This is a genomic window from Corynebacterium urealyticum DSM 7109, from assembly GCF_000069945.1.
Classification (GTDB): Bacteria; Actinomycetota; Actinomycetes; order Mycobacteriales; family Mycobacteriaceae; genus Corynebacterium; species Corynebacterium urealyticum.
Genome location: NC_010545.1, coordinates 985,146 through 1,000,652 on the forward strand (window position 1 = coordinate 985,146; position 15,507 = coordinate 1,000,652).

Consider the following 15,507-nt stretch of genomic DNA (forward strand, 5'->3'; position numbering starts at 1 on the left):
TCACACCACCGATCCCGTGCCCTCCTGGTGTGACTTAGCCGCTTAGGCAAGCCCCACGCCACGGCATGGCGATAGTTTGAGCCGCCCACCCGTTTCACACGGGTGGGCGGCTTTTATTGTGCGCTATAATCCTGTTCAACATCTGAAGCGAGACAAGGAGATTCGTTGACTAACGCGCCACAGAGGTCCGGTTTTAAGCGGGTTATGTTGAAGCTGGGCGGTGAGATGTTCGGTGGGGGAGCCGTAGGCATCGACCCAGATGTCGTTCAGAACGTGGCACGCCAAATCGCTGAAGTCGCTAACAGCGGCGTGCAGGTGGCCGTGGTCATCGGCGGTGGAAACTTCTTCCGCGGCGCGGAGCTGCAGCAGCGCGGCCTCGACCGTTCCCGCTCCGACTACATGGGCATGCTGGGCACCGTCATGAACTGCCTCGCCCTGCAGGACTTCCTGCAGCAGGAGGGTGTGGACTGCCGCGTGCAGACCGCCATTCAGATGACCCAGGTCGCCGAGCCTTACCTCCCGCTGCGCGCGGACCGCCACCTCGAGAAGGGCCGTGTGGTCATCTTCGGCGCTGGCATGGGCATGCCGTACTTCTCCACCGACACCACCGCCGCTCAGCGCGCTCTGGAGATCGGCTGCGAGGTCCTGCTGATGGCTAAGGCGGTCGACGGTGTGTACTCCGATGACCCACGCACCAACCCGGACGCTGAGCTCTTCCACGAGATCAACCCCCAGGAGGTGCTCGAGCGCGACCTCAAGGTTGCAGACGCGACGGCCTTCAGCCTCTGCAAGGACAACGATATGCCAATCCTGGTGTTCAACCTCCTGGAACAGGGCAATATCGCCCGGGCCTGCGCCGGCGAGCGCATCGGCACGCTTGTCAGCTCCGAGGTGAAGTAGCCCGCTGCCAAGACGGCGCGCGGTTGAGACGGGCAAGAACAGCCCGCCTCGCCGCACCAAACAGGAGGCTTGGGGGCAAGGGCTGCTAAATTGGTAGCCATGATGGACGAAATTCTCCTGGAATGCGAAGAGCGCATGACGAGCTCCGTCGAGTTCGCGCGCGAAGACCTCACGACGATCCGTACCGGGCGCGCTAACCCGGCCATGTTCAATAGCGTGATCGCCGAGTACTACGGTGTCCCGACGCCGATCACCCAGATGGCGACGATCAGCGTTCCCGAGGCGCGCATGATGCTCATCAAGCCCTATGAGCAGTCCCAGATCCAGGTCATTGAGAACGCGATTCGTAACTCTGACCTGGGCGTTAACCCGACCAACGACGGCCAGGTGCTGCGCGTGACGATCCCGCAGCTCACCGAGGAGCGCCGCCGCGAGATGGTGCGCCAGGCCAAGTCCAAGGGTGAGGACGCGAAGATCGCGATCCGTAACATCCGCCGTCACGGCATGGAACAGCTCGCGAAGATCCAGAAGGACGGCGACGCCGGCGAGGACGAGGTCCGCGCCAGCGAGAACGAGCTCGAGAAGATCACCTCGAACTACGTCAAGCAGGTCGACGAGCTTGTTGAGCGCAAGGAAGAGGAGCTGATGGAGGTCTAGGGACCTCTTCGGGAGAGCTCCTTGAGCTCTTGACGGCCCTCAAGGCACACGAAACATGCCCGCTCGCATTGTGAGCGGGCATGTCGCGATAAGAGGGCAAAAGTGCACACACTCATTTGGGGCTGCCTCTGGGTGGCCGGAAAGGCGAGGTGCGGTGGCAGCTCACGCGTCGAACCCTGCATCGGAACCCGGGGGCACGTCCCCTCGGGAGGCAGCTAAGCCTGCCAAGCAGATCAACCCTGGGCGAAACCTTAAGCATGCGATCACGACGGCGCTGATTCTCGGCGCCATCGTCATCCTTTCGCTGCTCTCGCCGTTGCTGTGGTACGCCCTGCTCGTCGTGGGCATGGGCCTGGCGGTCTACGAGGTCTGGCGCCGACTGCTGGAGGCCGGCTATATGCTGAGCCTTCCGGTGCTCGTGACGGGATCTACCGCGATGATCCTGCTCTCGTGGCCCTTCGGCCCTACGGGCCTGGTGGCAGGGTTTGCCAGCAGTGTGCTGTTGCTGATGGTCACCCGTCTGTTTCACCACGGCAGGCACTCGCCACCGCATAACTATGTGCGCGATATGGCGGTGGGGGTGATGGTGCTGACATGGATTCCGATGTTCGGAGCATTCGCTGCAATGCTTTCGCGGTTGGAGTCCGCCGGAGCCCCCGGGGCCTTCTACATCATCACCTTCATGCTCTGCGTGGTCGCCAACGATGTTGGCGGCTATGCGTTCGGCGTGCTCTTCGGCAAGCACCCCATGGCCCCTGCGGTGAGCCCGAAGAAGTCCTGGGAGGGCTTCGCAGGCTCGGTCACCAGCGCCGCCGTGGTCGGCGCGCTCGCGGTGTCTCTGTTGCTGGGTGGCCCCTGGTGGCTGGGGATCGGGCTGGGCGTGGGGCTATCCGTCTGCGCCACCCTGGGAGACCTGGTGGAATCCCAGTTCAAGCGGGACCTCGGCATCAAGGATATGTCCGGCATGCTGCCTGGACACGGTGGGCTGATGGACCGCCTCGACGGGATGCTGCCCGCGGCGATGGTGACCTGGGTGGTCCTCAACCTGATCGGCTAGGCCGAGTTACTTATAGCCGCGCTTGATCTGGCGGCGCAGCTGCGTCATCCGGACGATGCCGACCATCGCCATGATCAACGCTCCTGCGATGGCGGCGATCAGCATGCCGATGCCGATGGGGAAGCTCCACTCCCAGCCGAAGAAGACCAGTTGGGCCTCCGTCTGGTTCTGCAGGATGAATATCAGCAGGAGGATCAGCAGGAGAGCGCCGATGATCAGCGCGGCCCAGGTGCTGCCCGCCACAGAGCCCTTCACGTTCTGGTGGGCACGCTTCTGTTGACCGGGCTGTGACGCTGGGGCGAGTTCCATCTCGGATTGTCCAGCAGCTGCCTCAGCCTCGGCAGAAGGGACGGGAGCAGAGGCCGGTGCCTCGCCGGCGAGTGATTCGTTGAGGCCTTCGCTCGCGGGCTGGAAATCAGGGTTCTGAGGGTTGGTGCCTGGGTTTGTCATGCTTCTATTCAATCGAACTGTGTGATCAGCTGCCAGCCCCGGGGTGACCTAGCAACGCTTTTCTTCCACCGCATCGCGGCACTCGGCCCGGAATCGCGAGGTAGAGGGCATACGTGGAATAATGGGGCTCACTATGGCTACCCCCGTGAAACTGAATTTTTCCGCACCTCGCCGCGGCCTTCCACCCAAGCACTTCGCCGACCTGACGGCTGAGCAGGTTGAGGAAGCAGTGGTGGAGCTTGGATTGCCGAAGTTCCGTGCGAAGCAGCTGTACAACCAGTATTACGGTCGACTCGAGGGCGATCCACTGGAGATGACGGACCTTCCGGAAGCCAGTAGGCAGGCCGTGAAGGAGAAGCTCTTTCCCGCGCTGATGACCCCGCTGCGCAAGCTCGATGCGGATGACGGCGAGACTCGCAAGACGCTCTGGCGCCTGCACGATGGAACGCTGCTGGAGTCCGTCTTGATGCGTTATCCAGGTCGTGCCACCTTGTGCATCTCCTCGCAGGCTGGCTGTGGCATGGCGTGTCCGTTCTGCGCGACAGGCCAGGGTGGGCTGGATCGCAACCTCTCCGTGGGCGAGATCGTGGAGCAGGTGCGCAACGCCGCCCGCGCGATGCGCGATGGTGAGGTCGCCGGCATCGAGGGCCGACTGTCAAACATCGTCTTCATGGGCATGGGCGAGCCGCTGGCTAACTACAAGCGCGTGGTCGAGGCCGTGCGCCAGATCACCCAGCCGGAGCCACACGGTTTCGGGATCTCCCAGCGCAACGTCACCGTGTCCACCGTGGGGCTGGCCCCGGCGATCCGCAAGCTCGCCGATGAGGACATGTCCGTCCGCCTGGCCGTTTCCTTGCACACCCCGGACGACGAGTTGCGCGACACCCTGGTCCCGGTCAATAACCGCTGGTCTGTCGAAGAGGTCTTGGACGCCGCCGCGTACTACGCGGAGAAGTCCGGTCGCCGCGTGTCCATCGAGTACGCGCTCATCCGCGACATTAACGACCAGCCGTGGCGCGCCGACATGCTGGGCAAGAAGCTCCACAAGGCACTGGGAAGCAAGGTGCACGTTAACCTCATTCCGCTCAACCCGACCCCGGGATCGAAGTGGGATGCGTCCCCGAAGGAACGCCAGGATGAGTTCGTCCAGCGCGTGATCGCCCAGGGCGTGCCGTGCACCGTGCGCGATACGAAGGGGCAGGAAATCGCCGCGGCCTGTGGTCAGCTGGCTGCCGAGGAGAACTAACCACCCCTCGGGACTACGATCCCCATACGCCTGTACTGGCAGGGTAAAAAACCCACCAGTACAGGCGTTTTGTGATCAACTTTACGCCGAAGAACCTCGCCTCTGAGTTCTGGAGATTGCTAAAATCCAGAAGTAGATTCCATAGGTTTAGTGAAGGCGTTCAATTGGCTAATCTTAATAAAGTCACTCGACGGCGTTTTCTCGGTTGGTCGGCGGCTGCCGGTGGCGCCGGCGCTCTCGTCGCCTCGGGCGCGGGGGACATCCTGAGTAAGCAGTTCCTGGGCATCCCAGCGATGGGCCAGGAAGAGGCCAATGAAAAGATCGTGTGGTCCGCCTGCACCGTCAACTGTGGCTCGCGCTGCCCGCTTCGCCTCAAGGTGAGGGACGGTCAGATCGTCCAGGTCATGGCCGACAACACCGGCGACGCGGAACTGGGCACCCAGCAGATTCGCGCTTGCGTCCGCGGCCGTTCGATCCGGCACCGCATCTACAACCCGGACCGTCTGAAGACCCCGCTGAAGCGCAAGCCCGACACCAAGCGGGGCGACGGCGAGTGGATCGAGATCTCCTGGGAGCAGGCCCTCGACGAAATCGCCGAGAAGATGAAGGACATCAAGTCCAACTACGGCAACGAGGCCTTCTACCTGCAGTACGGCACCGGCGTCATTGGGGCGACGATCGCGCGTTCCTGGCCGCCCGTCGAGACACCCTTCGCGCGCCTGATGAACCTGTGGGGCGGTTACCTCAACCACTACTCGGACTACTCCACGGCTCAGATCACCTCGGCCTACCCGTACCACTACGGGGAATGGATCGGCTCGAACTCTTTCGACGACGTCGCGAACTCCAAGCTCCAGGTCATGTTCGGTAATAACCCGCTGGAAACCCGCATGTCGGGCGGTGGGGAAACCTTTGTAACCCAGAAGATCAAGCAGGAGCACGGGGTCAAGACCATCGTCATTGACCCGCGGCAGTCCGAAACCTCCGTCGCGCTCGCCGATGAATGGGTGGCTCTGCGCCCCGGCACTGATGCCGCGCTCGTCGCCGGGCTCATTCACGTCATGCTGACGGAGAACCTCCAGGACCAGAAGTTCCTCGACAAGTACACCGTTGGCTTCGACGAGCACACCCTGCCCGACTCGGCACCGAAGAATTCCTCCTACCGTGCCTACGTCATGGGCAAGGGGCCCGACGGCATCGAGAAGACCCCGCAGTGGGCCGCGAAGGTCACCGGGGTTCCAGCGGACCGCATTACCCAGCTAGCCCGCGAGATCGCCCAGGCTAAGCCCTGCGCCATCACCCAGGGCTGGGGGCCGCAGCGCCACGCCAACGGCGAGAACCAAGCCCGCGCCATCTTCCTACTCGCAGCCGTGATCGGGCAGATCGGCATCAAGGGCGGCGGCACCGGCGCGCGCGAAAGCTCCGCGAACCTCGGCATGGCCAGCCCCTTCAACACCCAGCACGAAAACCCGATCGAAACGGCGATCCCGGTCTTCGGCTGGACCGAGGCCGTCGAACGTGGCGAGGAGATGACCGCCACCCGCGACGGCGTGCAGGGCAAGGACAAGCTGGACGTTCCGATCAAGATGATCTGGTCCTACGGCGGAAACGCCAATACCAACCAGCACGGCGACCTCAATCGCACGATCGAGCTGCTGCGCAGGGAGGATAAGGCAGAACTCATCGTCGTCAGCGACATCCAGATGAGTGTGTCCGCCCGCTACGCCGACTACGTCCTGCCGGATGCGTCTACCGCCGAACAGGAGGACGTCATCCAACAGGGCAGTGCCGGGAACATGGAGTACACGATCCTGGCCTCCAAGGCCATCGAACCGATCCACAACACCAAGCCGATCTACGAGGTCTGCGCGGAGCTGGCCGAGCGCCTTGGGGTGGGCAAGAAGTTCACCGAGGGGCGCACCCAGGAGCAGTGGGTCAAGCATACGATCGCGGAATCTGCCCGCGAGATCCCCGAGCTGCCGAGCTACGAGAAGCTTAAGGAAATGGGCGTGTGGAAGCGGGCCGGCGAGTCGGTGATCCCGCTGAAGGAATTCCGCGAGGACCCCGTAGCCAATCCACTCGAGACCCCGTCGGGGCTGATCGAGATCTACTCCGAGGAGCTCGCGAAGCTGCGCAAGGAGTGGGAATTCCCGAACGCCGCCCCTGGCGATGAGATCACCGCGCTGCCGGAACACGTCGACACGTGGGAGGGCCCCGCGGAGGCGCACAAGGCATACACCAGCGGCGGCAAGTACCCGCTGCAGTGCATCGGCCACCACACAAAGGGCCGCACGCACTCGTCCTACGCAAACGTGGACTGGCTCCGGGACGACGCCCACCCCCAGGTGCTGTGGATCAACCCGCTGGACGCCCGCAAGCGGGGTATCAAGAACGACGACGAGGTCTACGCGTTCAACGACCGCGGCAGGATCAAGTCCGTTGCCCGAGTCAGCCCCCGCATCGCGCCCGGCGTGATCTCCGTTCCCCAGGGGTCCTGGTTTGCACCGGACGGCAAGGGAGTGGACGCCGGAGCCAGCGTTAACACGCTGACCAGTTGGCACCCATCCCCGCTGGGCAAGGGTAATGCCCAGCACACGACTCTCGTTGAGGTTGAGAAGGCCTAGTCAAGGCCGAAGGTGAGGAAAACATGGCTAAGAAGAACGCTTCCCAAGAAAACCAGCGGCTGGGTTTCTACTTCGACCAGAGCTTGTGCAACGGCTGCAAGGCCTGCCAAATCGCCTGCAAGGACAAGCACGATACCCCGCTGGGGACCAACTGGCGCCGGGTTGTGGAGTACTCCGGTGGGGACTGGAACCTCGCCAACGGGGTGTTTAACCACGACACCTTCACCTACTACACGTCGATCTCCTGCAATCACTGCGAGGACCCGATCTGCGCGAAGGTCTGCCCGACGACCGCGATGCACAAGGGGGAGGACGGGATCGTCACCGTCGACCCCGACAAGTGCATCGGCTGCCGCTACTGCGAGTGGGCCTGCCCTTACTCCGCGCCACAGTTCAACCCGGAGACCAAGCAGATGAGCAAGTGCGACCTGTGCGCCGATCTTCGAGCGGAGGGGGAGGAGCCCGCCTGCGTCACCGCCTGCCCGTCGCGTGCCCTGGACTGGGGCCCGATCGACGAGCTGCGGGAGAAGTACGGCGATATCAGCGCCGTCGCACCCCTGCCTGATCCGAGCATCACCAAGCCCAACCTCGTCATTCGCCCGCACCGCGATGCGAAGGAGTGGGATACCAACCACGGCGAGATCATGAATCGCCAGGAGATCTAGACCAGTGTTTCTGCAGGAATGGCCGCTGACCTTCTTCACGATCCTGTCCCAAATGGCCGTGGGCGCGTTCATCATCCTGGGGCTCATCCAAGTCAGCTCCCGCCGTAGGGTCGGGGCAGTGGCCGATAAAGACCGTGCCGAGGCCAAGGCACAGGCGTTGGAGCGGGTCTCGGATGCCGCGCTCTACGCGATTGGGCCGTTGATGGTCGCCGGCTTCATCGCCGCGTTCTTTCACCTGGGCAACCCGATGAACGGCATCAACGTGATCCGGGGTGTCCCGAGCTCTCCGCTCGCGCAGGAAGTCATGATGGGCGTGGGCTTTGCTGTGCTGGGCTTCGCCTTCGCCGCCACCCAGTGGTTCCACTGGGGCAGCTCACGGCTGCGCTTTGTGCTGGCGATCGTTACCGCGCTGTGGGGCTTGGCCTTCGTGTGGTCCATGGCGCGGCTCTATATGCTGCCAACCATCCCGCATTGGGATCACTGGACCACCCCGGCGCAGTTCTATGTGACCACCTTCTTAAGTGGCGCGCTCGCGATTGGCACGGCACTCGCGTGGTTCCCGAAGCTGCGGGACAAGCCCTGGCTGAATAAGCTCATGCCCGCCAACCGCCGCCCGGCAGACATGAGCGATGCCCACGTGGACTACGTCAACCGGCTGGTGCAGCGTTCGCTGCAGGGCATCGGCGTGCTCTCCGTGCTGCTGCTCCCGATCGAGCTCTTCGTGATCATCTTCGCCTATAGCCGCCCAGAATCGGTGAACCCCGCGGCCTTCGCCTTCCCGACCGGGTGGTTCGTCCTGCGGCTGGCCCTGCTGATCATCGGCGCTGGGCTGATGGGCCTATTCCTGGCGCGGACCAAGCGGGACGACATCAACCTGCTGCTCACGCTGGTGATGACCAGCTACATCCTCGTGACGATCTCTGAGGTCATCGGCCGCTTCATCTTCTACGGCGGCATGGACAGGATTGGGATTTGATGGGCGCCGAGCAGGACCTGGCGGCCATCTCGGAGGCCGCATTGGTGGTCTCCCAGCTTTTCCTGGCTGCCCCGAACCCCGAGCTGCGCGGGGCGTTGCAGGACGACGACGCGCTGGCCGAGTGGCCACTGACCGACCCCCAATCCCAGCGGGGGATCGCGATGCTGCGCGAGGCGGTGCGGGAGGGGAATGTCGATAGCCACGAGGATCTCGAGCGTGACCACCTCTACCTCTTCACCGGGATCGGCAAACCGCTGGCGCAGCCCTACGAGTCGCCATACTTGTCGAAGGAGGGGTTGCTCTTCGACGAGCAGACGGTTGCCGTCCGAGAGGCTTATGCGGCTCACGGTCTGCGGGTTCCGGACCCCCGGGTTCCGGATGATCACATCGGCTACGAATTTGCTTTCGTCTCCCACCTGGCAGGCCAGGTGGCAGAGGGCAACGCTGGAGCGCTGCCAGCTTTGAACAGTTTCGTGGGTCAGCACCTCGGGTGTTTCGCCGGCGAGGTGGCTGAGGGGCTCCGGGAGCACGCCCGGACCGTGGCCTACCGTGCCCTGGCCGAACTGAGCGAGGGAGTGTTAGCCCATGTCCGAGCCAACCACTAACCCGGAGCTCTTAAGCGCGGAGCAGCGCCACCGCCTCTATCGGTGGGCGCGCGACATGAACCCCGACGTCGTGCTGGTGTGCGCCGAGGCTCAACTACCGCGTTTCAATCGGAATATCAGCCCCGTCCTCTTGCCGGGCTGCGCGGGTGAGGACCCCTCGCTGGGCCCCGCTCTGCTGGCCTGCGGGGCGAAGCGGGTGCGCGTCCTACCGTGCCGGGATGTCCACCCGGAACGCTGCGCGGCGGGTGCGGAACTGGTCGAAGCCCCTCGGGGGCGGGTGCTGCGCGCGGCGGAATACCTGGATGCAACCCAGGTGCCGGTGTCCCGGCGGGCGCTGATCGGCCTGGGCGCGCTGGGGGACGGGGAGATCGTGGTGGATCCGAACGCCCCGACGATGTTCCGGCTCGCCCAAGCGCACCAGGTGTTGGGAACCGAGCCCGACACCAGCATCGAGCTGGACGCCCCGCGCCTGATCGCCTCCGGCTGCCAAGCATGCGGGGTGTGCACCCAGATGTGCCCGAGTTCCGCCCTGGAGCTCAGGGTCGTGGATTCGGTGGCGCACCTCAGCCAGGACTTGAGCACCTGCAATGGCGAGAATACTTGTGTCGCCAGCTGCCCCTACGGCGCATTGAGCAGCAGTGGCCACCTGCAGCTGGCCGACCTGGTTGACGGGGACGTACGCGAACTCACTAGTTTCCCGGTCTCGCAGTGCCGCCGCTGCGGGGCGGATTTTCCGGCCGGGGAAGGGGAGGACGGCACGGCGAAGACCTTGTGCCCCACGTGCGAGCGCACCACCGCCGACCCGTTTTCCTCCTGGCTGCCTCCTGGCTTCACCCTCGACTAGCCTTCCGGCGTGTGTTTGCAGGGCCTCCGCGCTGGAGGTGGCGCTGTGATGGGGCTGAGGAGGCGCTGGGCCGGGGTAAATAGTGGTGAATGCAACGATGGCCCCGAACCAAAAGAGGTTCGGGGCCATCGGTCGTGCCAGACGCCTGGCGTGTCGCTAATGGGGTAGCTGCGCTACTCCTTGATGTTCAGCGCCAGCTTCTCCTCAGGGGTGAGATCCGCGTACACGCCGGTGTTGTTTCGCTGGTCTGCCGTCCAGTTCGGCTCGACGTGCCCCTGGGCCTTGTTGCGTGCGGTCACGGTGGTGCGCTCCTTGGACTTCGGCTCGAAAGCGAACCATGCGGTGCCGACGAGGATGAAGGCAGCCAGGGCGATCAGCCAGATGTTCTCGACGTTGCCCTCGTGGTTACCAACCAGCATGAACACCAGGAATCCGACGGAAATGAGGCCGGACAGAACGACGGCGCGCTTGCTCAGGGCGCTCCAGCCCCAGCCCGCGGATGGTACATCTTCGGTCGAAATGCCGTTGAAAACTTCAACCTTTGCTTCGTGGTGAGCCACGGAATCCTCCTGACGTCTGATCAGTTAATCACACTCATCTTGCCATAGATTTCACAGAATGTAGGTATCTCCACACGCCATACAGCCCCTACTCGGGTGTAGGAGGCTTCGCGGCCGGCGGGTTAGGATATGGCCATGACTTTCGACAAGACTCGCGTGGTGATTCTCGGGAGTACTGGATCCATCGGTGTCCAGGCCCTCGAGGTGGTTTTCGACAATCCCGAACAGTTCGAGGTGATTGGGATTTCGGCCCACGGCAGTAAGCCCGAGTTGCTGTTGGAGCAGGCCCAGAAGATCGGTCTGCCCGCCGAGCGAGTCGCGGTGGCCTCCGACCGAACCGCCGATTTCGTCGAAGCTCAGCTCGGCGGGCATTGCATCCGTGGCCAGGACTCCGCCCGCGACCTGGTGGAGGAGCTCGGCGATCAGTTGGAGAGCACGGACGTGATCCTGAATGCGCTGGTTGGCTCCCAGGGGCTCGAGGCGACGCTGTCCTCCCTGGGCACCCAGGCGCGTCTCGCGCTGGCGAATAAGGAGAGCCTCGTCGCCGGCGGCCAGCTGGTGCTGGACGCAGCCGATGAGGGGCAGCTCGTCCCCGTCGACTCCGAGCACTCTGCGATGGCACAGTGCCTGCGCTCCGGGCGTCGCGACGAGGTGGCCACCCTCGTGCTGACGGCCTCTGGTGGGCCGTTCCGCGGCTGGACCCGCGAGCAGCTGGAGCCGGTCACCCCGCTCCAGGCAGCCAGCCACCCCACCTGGTCCATGGGCCAGATGAACACGCTGAACTCCGCAACGATGGTGAACAAGGGCCTGGAACTGATCGAGGCCTGCCTTCTGTTCGACATGCCCTCCAACCGCGTAGAGGTCACCGTCCACCCGCAGTCGATCGTGCACTCGATGGTGACCTTCCGTGATGGCTCCACCATCGCGCAGGCATCCCCACCATCCATGAAGCTGCCGATCAGCCTCGCGCTCGGCTGGCCGAACCGTGTGGCCGGGGTGGGGCAGCCGCTCGACTTCACGCAAGCCGCCACCTGGGAGTTCGAGCCACTCGACGACGAGGTATTCCCCGCGGTGGAACTGGCCCGCGAGGCAGCAAAGGCGGGCGGGGTCATGCCCGCGATTTATAACGCGGCTAACGAGGAAGCCGCCATCGAGTTCCTCAACGCGAACATGGCCTTTCCACGCATTGTCGACACGGTTGAAGCCGTGATGTCAGCCTCCGGTGCAGCGTCCACCCCGACGTGCCTGGAGGACGTTCTGGAGGCCGAGCGCGAAGCCCGCGCACTGGCACACGAAAGGATGCGCCCGTGGCTTTTGGGCTAGGAGTACTGCTCTTCGCCTTCGGCATCCTGATCAGCATTGCGTTGCATGAGGCGGGACACATGTTCGCCGCCCGCGCCTTCGGCATGCGGGTGCGCCGTTACTTCATCGGTTTCGGCCCCACCCTGTGGTCCACCGCGCCGAGGGATAAGGGAAGGGGAGCAGTCACCGCTGGAACAACGGACGTCGACGTCGACGGCGCCAACCTCCCCGCCAACCCGGCACCGCTGACGGCGGAGACCGAGGTTGCAACCGACCCGAGCGGTGCGGTGCCGCAGACCGAGTACGGAATCAAGGCGATCCCGCTCGGCGGCTTCTGCGAGATCGCCGGCATGACCCCGCTGGACGAGCTCAGTAAGGACGAAGAACCCCACGCGATGTACCGCAAGCCCTGGTGGCAGCGGGTCATCGTGCTCTCCGGCGGCATCGCCGTCAACGTGCTTGTCGCACTGATCGTGCTCTACTCGGTGGCGAACATCTGGGGCCTGCCTGACCACAAGGCGGACATCCGCACCACCGTGCAGTCCACCCAATGCGCCCCACCGACCCAGGAGGCCGACGGCACCCTCGCGGACTGCACGGGCGACGGTTCAGCAGCCGCTGCGGGCATCAAACCGGGGGACACCATCACCGAGGTGGATGGTCAGGAGGTGCCCACCTTCCCGGACTTCACCAAGGCCATTGACAAACTCGTCTCGGCGAACGCGGCTGGCGCCGCCGGCGGTGAGGCAGACACTCAGAGCCGTGAACTCAGCGTGGGCGATACCCTCAGCGTGCCGATGCGCGTGCAACACGCCGATGGCACAGACGAGGTCAAGCAGGTCGACGTCGACATTGTGGAACGGCGCAACCAGGACGGCTCCACAAGGCTGGCCGGTGCGATCGGCATCACGATCAAGCGGCCGGGCAATGTCGAATACAACCCGGCGACCGCAGTGGGCGGGACGCTCTCCTTCACCGGTTATATGGTCTCCGAGACGGCCAAGGGCTTGGTCGCGCTGCCCGCGAAAGTGCCAGGGGTCGTCGCATCGATCTTCGGTGCCGAGCGCGCGGATGATTCCCCCATGAGCGTGGTGGGAGCCTCTCGCATCGGCGGGGAGCTGGTGCAACACGAGCAGTGGCGTTCCTTCCTCATGATGTTGGCCAGCCTGAATCTCTTCTTGGCTGCCTTCAACCTGGTACCGCTGCCGCCGCTCGACGGCGGGCACATCGCAGTGGCCATCTATGAGCGCATTCGCGATGGTCTGCGCCGCCGCCGGGGTAAGGAGCCGGGCCAGCCGGTGGACTACCGCAAGCTGCTGCCACTGACCTACGGTGTGGCGATGCTGCTGATGGTCTTCGGCGCTATCGTCATCATCGCGGACGTGATCAACCCCGTGCGGCTGTTCTGACTCGGCATTGTCCGCACCGCACCGGCGGGGGCGTTGCCCCTTGACGCCGGGGCGGTATTAGGCTGTAAGGGGCACGCTGCTTGATCCGCAGCACTCTATTTTCTTCGAAAGGGGCTAGAGACCTTCATGTCCGGCATTTCTCTGGGAATCCCAGATGGACCTCCACCCACGCTGGCGCCGCGCCGGAAGACCCGCCAGCTGATGGTCGGTGACGTGGGAGTCGGTAGCGAGCACCCGATCTCGGTGCAGTCGATGACGACCACGAAGACGCACGACATCAACGCGACGCTGCAGCAGATCGCCCAGCTGACCGCGTCGGGCTGCGACATCGTGCGAGTGGCCTGCCCGAAGCCTCGCGACGCCGAGGCCCTGCCGATCATCGCCAAGAAGTCCCCGATCCCGGTGATCGCTGACATTCACTTCCAGCCGCGTTATATCTTCCAGGCCATCGAGGCCGGTTGCGCCGCGGTGCGTGTCAACCCGGGCAATATCAAGGAATTCGACGGCCGCGTCAAGGAGGTCGCCAAGGCCGCTGGGGACGCAGGCATTCCGATCCGTATCGGTGTCAACGGCGGATCCCTGGATAAGCGTCTGCTCGAAAAGTACGGCAAGGCCACCCCCGAGGCATTGGTGGAGTCCGCCATCTGGGAGGCCGGCCTGTTCGAGGAACACGGCTTCGGCGACATCGCGATCTCCGTGAAGCACTCCGACCCGGTCGTGATGGTTGAGGCCTACCGCCAGCTGGCGGCGAAGACGGACTACCCGCTGCACCTTGGCGTGACCGAGGCGGGCCCGGCTTTCCAGGGCACCATCAAGTCCTCCGTGGCCTTCGGTGCGCTGCTCTCCCAGGGGATCGGGGACACGATTCGCGTGTCCTTGTCAGCGGACCCGGTGGAGGAGATCAAGGTCGGCGACCAGATCTTGCAGTCGCTGAACCTGCGCCCCCGCAAGCTGGAGATTGTCTCCTGCCCATCCTGCGGTCGCGCCCAGGTGGACGTCTACACCCTGGCTGAGGAGGTCACCGCAGGCCTGGAGGGCATGGAGTTCCCGCTGCGCGTGGCCGTTATGGGCTGCGTGGTTAATGGTCCGGGCGAAGCTCGGGACGCCGACCTTGGCGTGGCTTCCGGTAACGGCAAGGGCCAGATCTTCGTCAAGGGTGAGGTCATCAAGACCGTACCCGAGGACCAGATCGTCGAAACTCTCATCGAGGAGGCCCACCGCATCGCCGAGGAGCAGGGCATGGAGGCCGTGGAGGGCGCTTCCGCCGAGGTGAAGGTCACCCGCTAGGGTTCTTTCCCTTTTATGACGACGATCGGCCCGGCCTGCAAACGCAGGCCGGGCCGAAGTCTTATCCGGGGTTAGCGGCTCTCGGTGATCTCGCCGTCCACGAGGGTCACTACCCGGTCCAGGGTGGCCAGCTGATCCTGGTCGTGGGAGACATACAGGGTCGCCGCGTTGGACTCCCGAGCCATCTGTCGAATCAGCTCGGTGACCTGGGTGGCTGTGGTGGTATCCAGTGCCGCGGTCGGCTCATCGACTAATAGGAGCTGTGGGGAGTTCATGAGCGCGCGGGCGAGGTTGACCCGCGCCTGCTGCCCACCGGAGAGCTCGCCGACCTTGCGTTGCTGCAGGCCACCCAGACCCACGGCCTCCAGCAGCTCGTCGGCGCGCTGGGAAGCCGCCTGCTTGGCCTTGCGCTGCAGAGGCCACGGGGAGCCCAGGTGCAGCATCGCCATGAGTTGATCCTTGACTCGCAGGGAAGGTAGTAGGTTTGGCTGCTGGAAGACGATGCCGATGTGCTCACGGCGGAGGCGCGCTGCCTCGCGGGCGGAGTGCCCGGTGAATGTCAACTCCTCGCTGGAGTCGGCTGCGGTCAATACGGCCTCGCCGCTTGTCGGTTCTTGCAGGCAGCCAGCTACGGATAGCAACGTGGACTTGCCGGAACCAGACGGGCCGGTGATGCCCACCAGTTCGCCCGGGGCGATGTGCAGGGAGACCTCATCTAAGACGCGGCGGGTTGCCGCGCCATCGGTGACCTCCAGGGTGATGGCGTCCATCGTGAGCCCGGAACGGGAGCGTGCATTGCGCTTCTGCTGTAGGGCCTGGGTGTTGTGCGAGGTTGCGGTGGTCATGGGTGTTCTCCTTGGAAGGCGTCGTTGGGGTCTATATCGGGGTGGTACGTCGGGGAAGTCAGCGGCGAGGATTGTGCGTC

At 64.3% G+C, this 15,507-nt stretch carries 15 protein-coding genes; 12 read left to right on the forward strand and 3 right to left on the reverse strand.

The features are described 5' to 3' along the window. Positions 1–204: 204 nt before the first annotated feature. The 3 genes from pyrH (at position 205) to CU_RS04125 (ending at position 2,614) form a co-directional block, all read left to right on the forward strand. Positions 205–900 (forward strand): UMP kinase, encoded by a 696-nt coding sequence (pyrH, locus tag CU_RS04115; RefSeq protein ID WP_231837779.1) that lies wholly within the window; start codon positions 205–207, stop codon positions 898–900. A 99-nt stretch (positions 901–999) separates the two neighbouring features. Next, complete coding sequence (gene frr, locus CU_RS04120) at positions 1,000–1,557, forward strand: ribosome recycling factor (RefSeq protein ID WP_012360070.1); 558 nt, start codon at positions 1,000–1,002, stop codon at positions 1,555–1,557. Between the two features lie 55 nt (positions 1,558–1,612). Continuing rightward, on the forward strand, positions 1,613–2,614 hold the full coding sequence (locus CU_RS04125; RefSeq protein ID WP_012360071.1) for a phosphatidate cytidylyltransferase: 1,002 nt from the start codon (positions 1,613–1,615) through the stop codon (positions 2,612–2,614). A 6-nt stretch (positions 2,615–2,620) separates the two neighbouring features. On the opposite strand, the gene CU_RS04130 is transcribed toward CU_RS04125, so the two are convergent. Beyond that, positions 2,621–3,064, reverse strand: a complete 444-nt coding sequence (locus CU_RS04130) for a LapA family protein (RefSeq protein WP_012360072.1) — start codon at positions 3,062–3,064, stop codon at positions 2,621–2,623. A 133-nt stretch (positions 3,065–3,197) separates the two neighbouring features. Here CU_RS04130 and rlmN point away from each other — a divergent pair, with 133 nt between their 5' ends. From rlmN to CU_RS04160, 6 genes are all read left to right on the forward strand, one after another. Beyond that, positions 3,198–4,310, forward strand: coding sequence for a dual-specificity RNA methyltransferase RlmN (rlmN, locus tag CU_RS04135; protein WP_012360073.1), 1,113 nt, complete (start codon positions 3,198–3,200; stop codon positions 4,308–4,310). Between the two features lie 164 nt (positions 4,311–4,474). After that, on the forward strand, positions 4,475–6,934 hold the full coding sequence (locus CU_RS04140; protein WP_012360074.1) for a DMSO/selenate family reductase complex A subunit: 2,460 nt from the start codon (positions 4,475–4,477) through the stop codon (positions 6,932–6,934). Positions 6,935–6,957: 23 nt separating this feature from the next. Continuing rightward, positions 6,958–7,599 (forward strand): DMSO/selenate family reductase complex B subunit, encoded by a 642-nt coding sequence (locus CU_RS04145; protein WP_012360075.1) that lies wholly within the window; start codon positions 6,958–6,960, stop codon positions 7,597–7,599. A gap of 4 nt (positions 7,600–7,603) precedes the next feature. Further along, complete coding sequence (locus CU_RS04150) at positions 7,604–8,575, forward strand: dimethyl sulfoxide reductase anchor subunit family protein (RefSeq protein ID WP_012360076.1); 972 nt, start codon at positions 7,604–7,606, stop codon at positions 8,573–8,575. After that, complete coding sequence (locus tag CU_RS04155) at positions 8,575–9,180, forward strand: TorD/DmsD family molecular chaperone (RefSeq protein WP_012360077.1); 606 nt, start codon at positions 8,575–8,577, stop codon at positions 9,178–9,180. Before CU_RS04150 ends, CU_RS04155 begins: the two co-directional genes overlap by 1 nt. Beyond that, positions 9,161–10,024: a 4Fe-4S dicluster domain-containing protein gene (locus CU_RS04160; protein WP_012360078.1), complete on the forward strand. Its 864-nt coding sequence runs from the start codon at positions 9,161–9,163 to the stop codon at positions 10,022–10,024. The genes CU_RS04155 and CU_RS04160 overlap by 20 nt, the downstream gene beginning before the upstream one ends. Before the next feature lie 173 nt (positions 10,025–10,197). On the opposite strand, the gene CU_RS04165 is transcribed toward CU_RS04160, so the two are convergent. Next, on the reverse strand, positions 10,198–10,584 hold the full coding sequence (locus CU_RS04165; RefSeq protein WP_012360079.1) for a DUF2631 domain-containing protein: 387 nt from the start codon (positions 10,582–10,584) through the stop codon (positions 10,198–10,200). 129 nt (positions 10,585–10,713) lie between these two features. Here CU_RS04165 and dxr point away from each other — a divergent pair, with 129 nt between their 5' ends. The 3 genes from dxr (at position 10,714) to ispG (ending at position 14,582) form a co-directional block, all read left to right on the forward strand. Next, positions 10,714–11,907 (forward strand): 1-deoxy-D-xylulose-5-phosphate reductoisomerase, encoded by a 1,194-nt coding sequence (gene dxr / locus CU_RS04170; RefSeq protein WP_012360080.1) that lies wholly within the window; start codon positions 10,714–10,716, stop codon positions 11,905–11,907. Next, positions 11,892–13,295 (forward strand): M50 family metallopeptidase, encoded by a 1,404-nt coding sequence (locus CU_RS04175; RefSeq protein WP_012360081.1) that lies wholly within the window; start codon positions 11,892–11,894, stop codon positions 13,293–13,295. The genes dxr and CU_RS04175 overlap by 16 nt, the downstream gene beginning before the upstream one ends. A 126-nt stretch (positions 13,296–13,421) precedes the next feature. Then, a complete protein-coding gene (gene ispG, locus CU_RS04180) occupies positions 13,422–14,582 on the forward strand; it encodes a flavodoxin-dependent (E)-4-hydroxy-3-methylbut-2-enyl-diphosphate synthase (protein ID WP_012360082.1) in 1,161 nt (386 codons plus the stop codon). A 71-nt stretch (positions 14,583–14,653) separates the two neighbouring features. On the opposite strand, the gene CU_RS04185 is transcribed toward ispG, so the two are convergent. Next, positions 14,654–15,427 (reverse strand): ABC transporter ATP-binding protein, encoded by a 774-nt coding sequence (locus tag CU_RS04185; RefSeq protein ID WP_012360083.1) that lies wholly within the window; start codon positions 15,425–15,427, stop codon positions 14,654–14,656. Positions 15,428–15,507 lie beyond the last annotated feature (80 nt).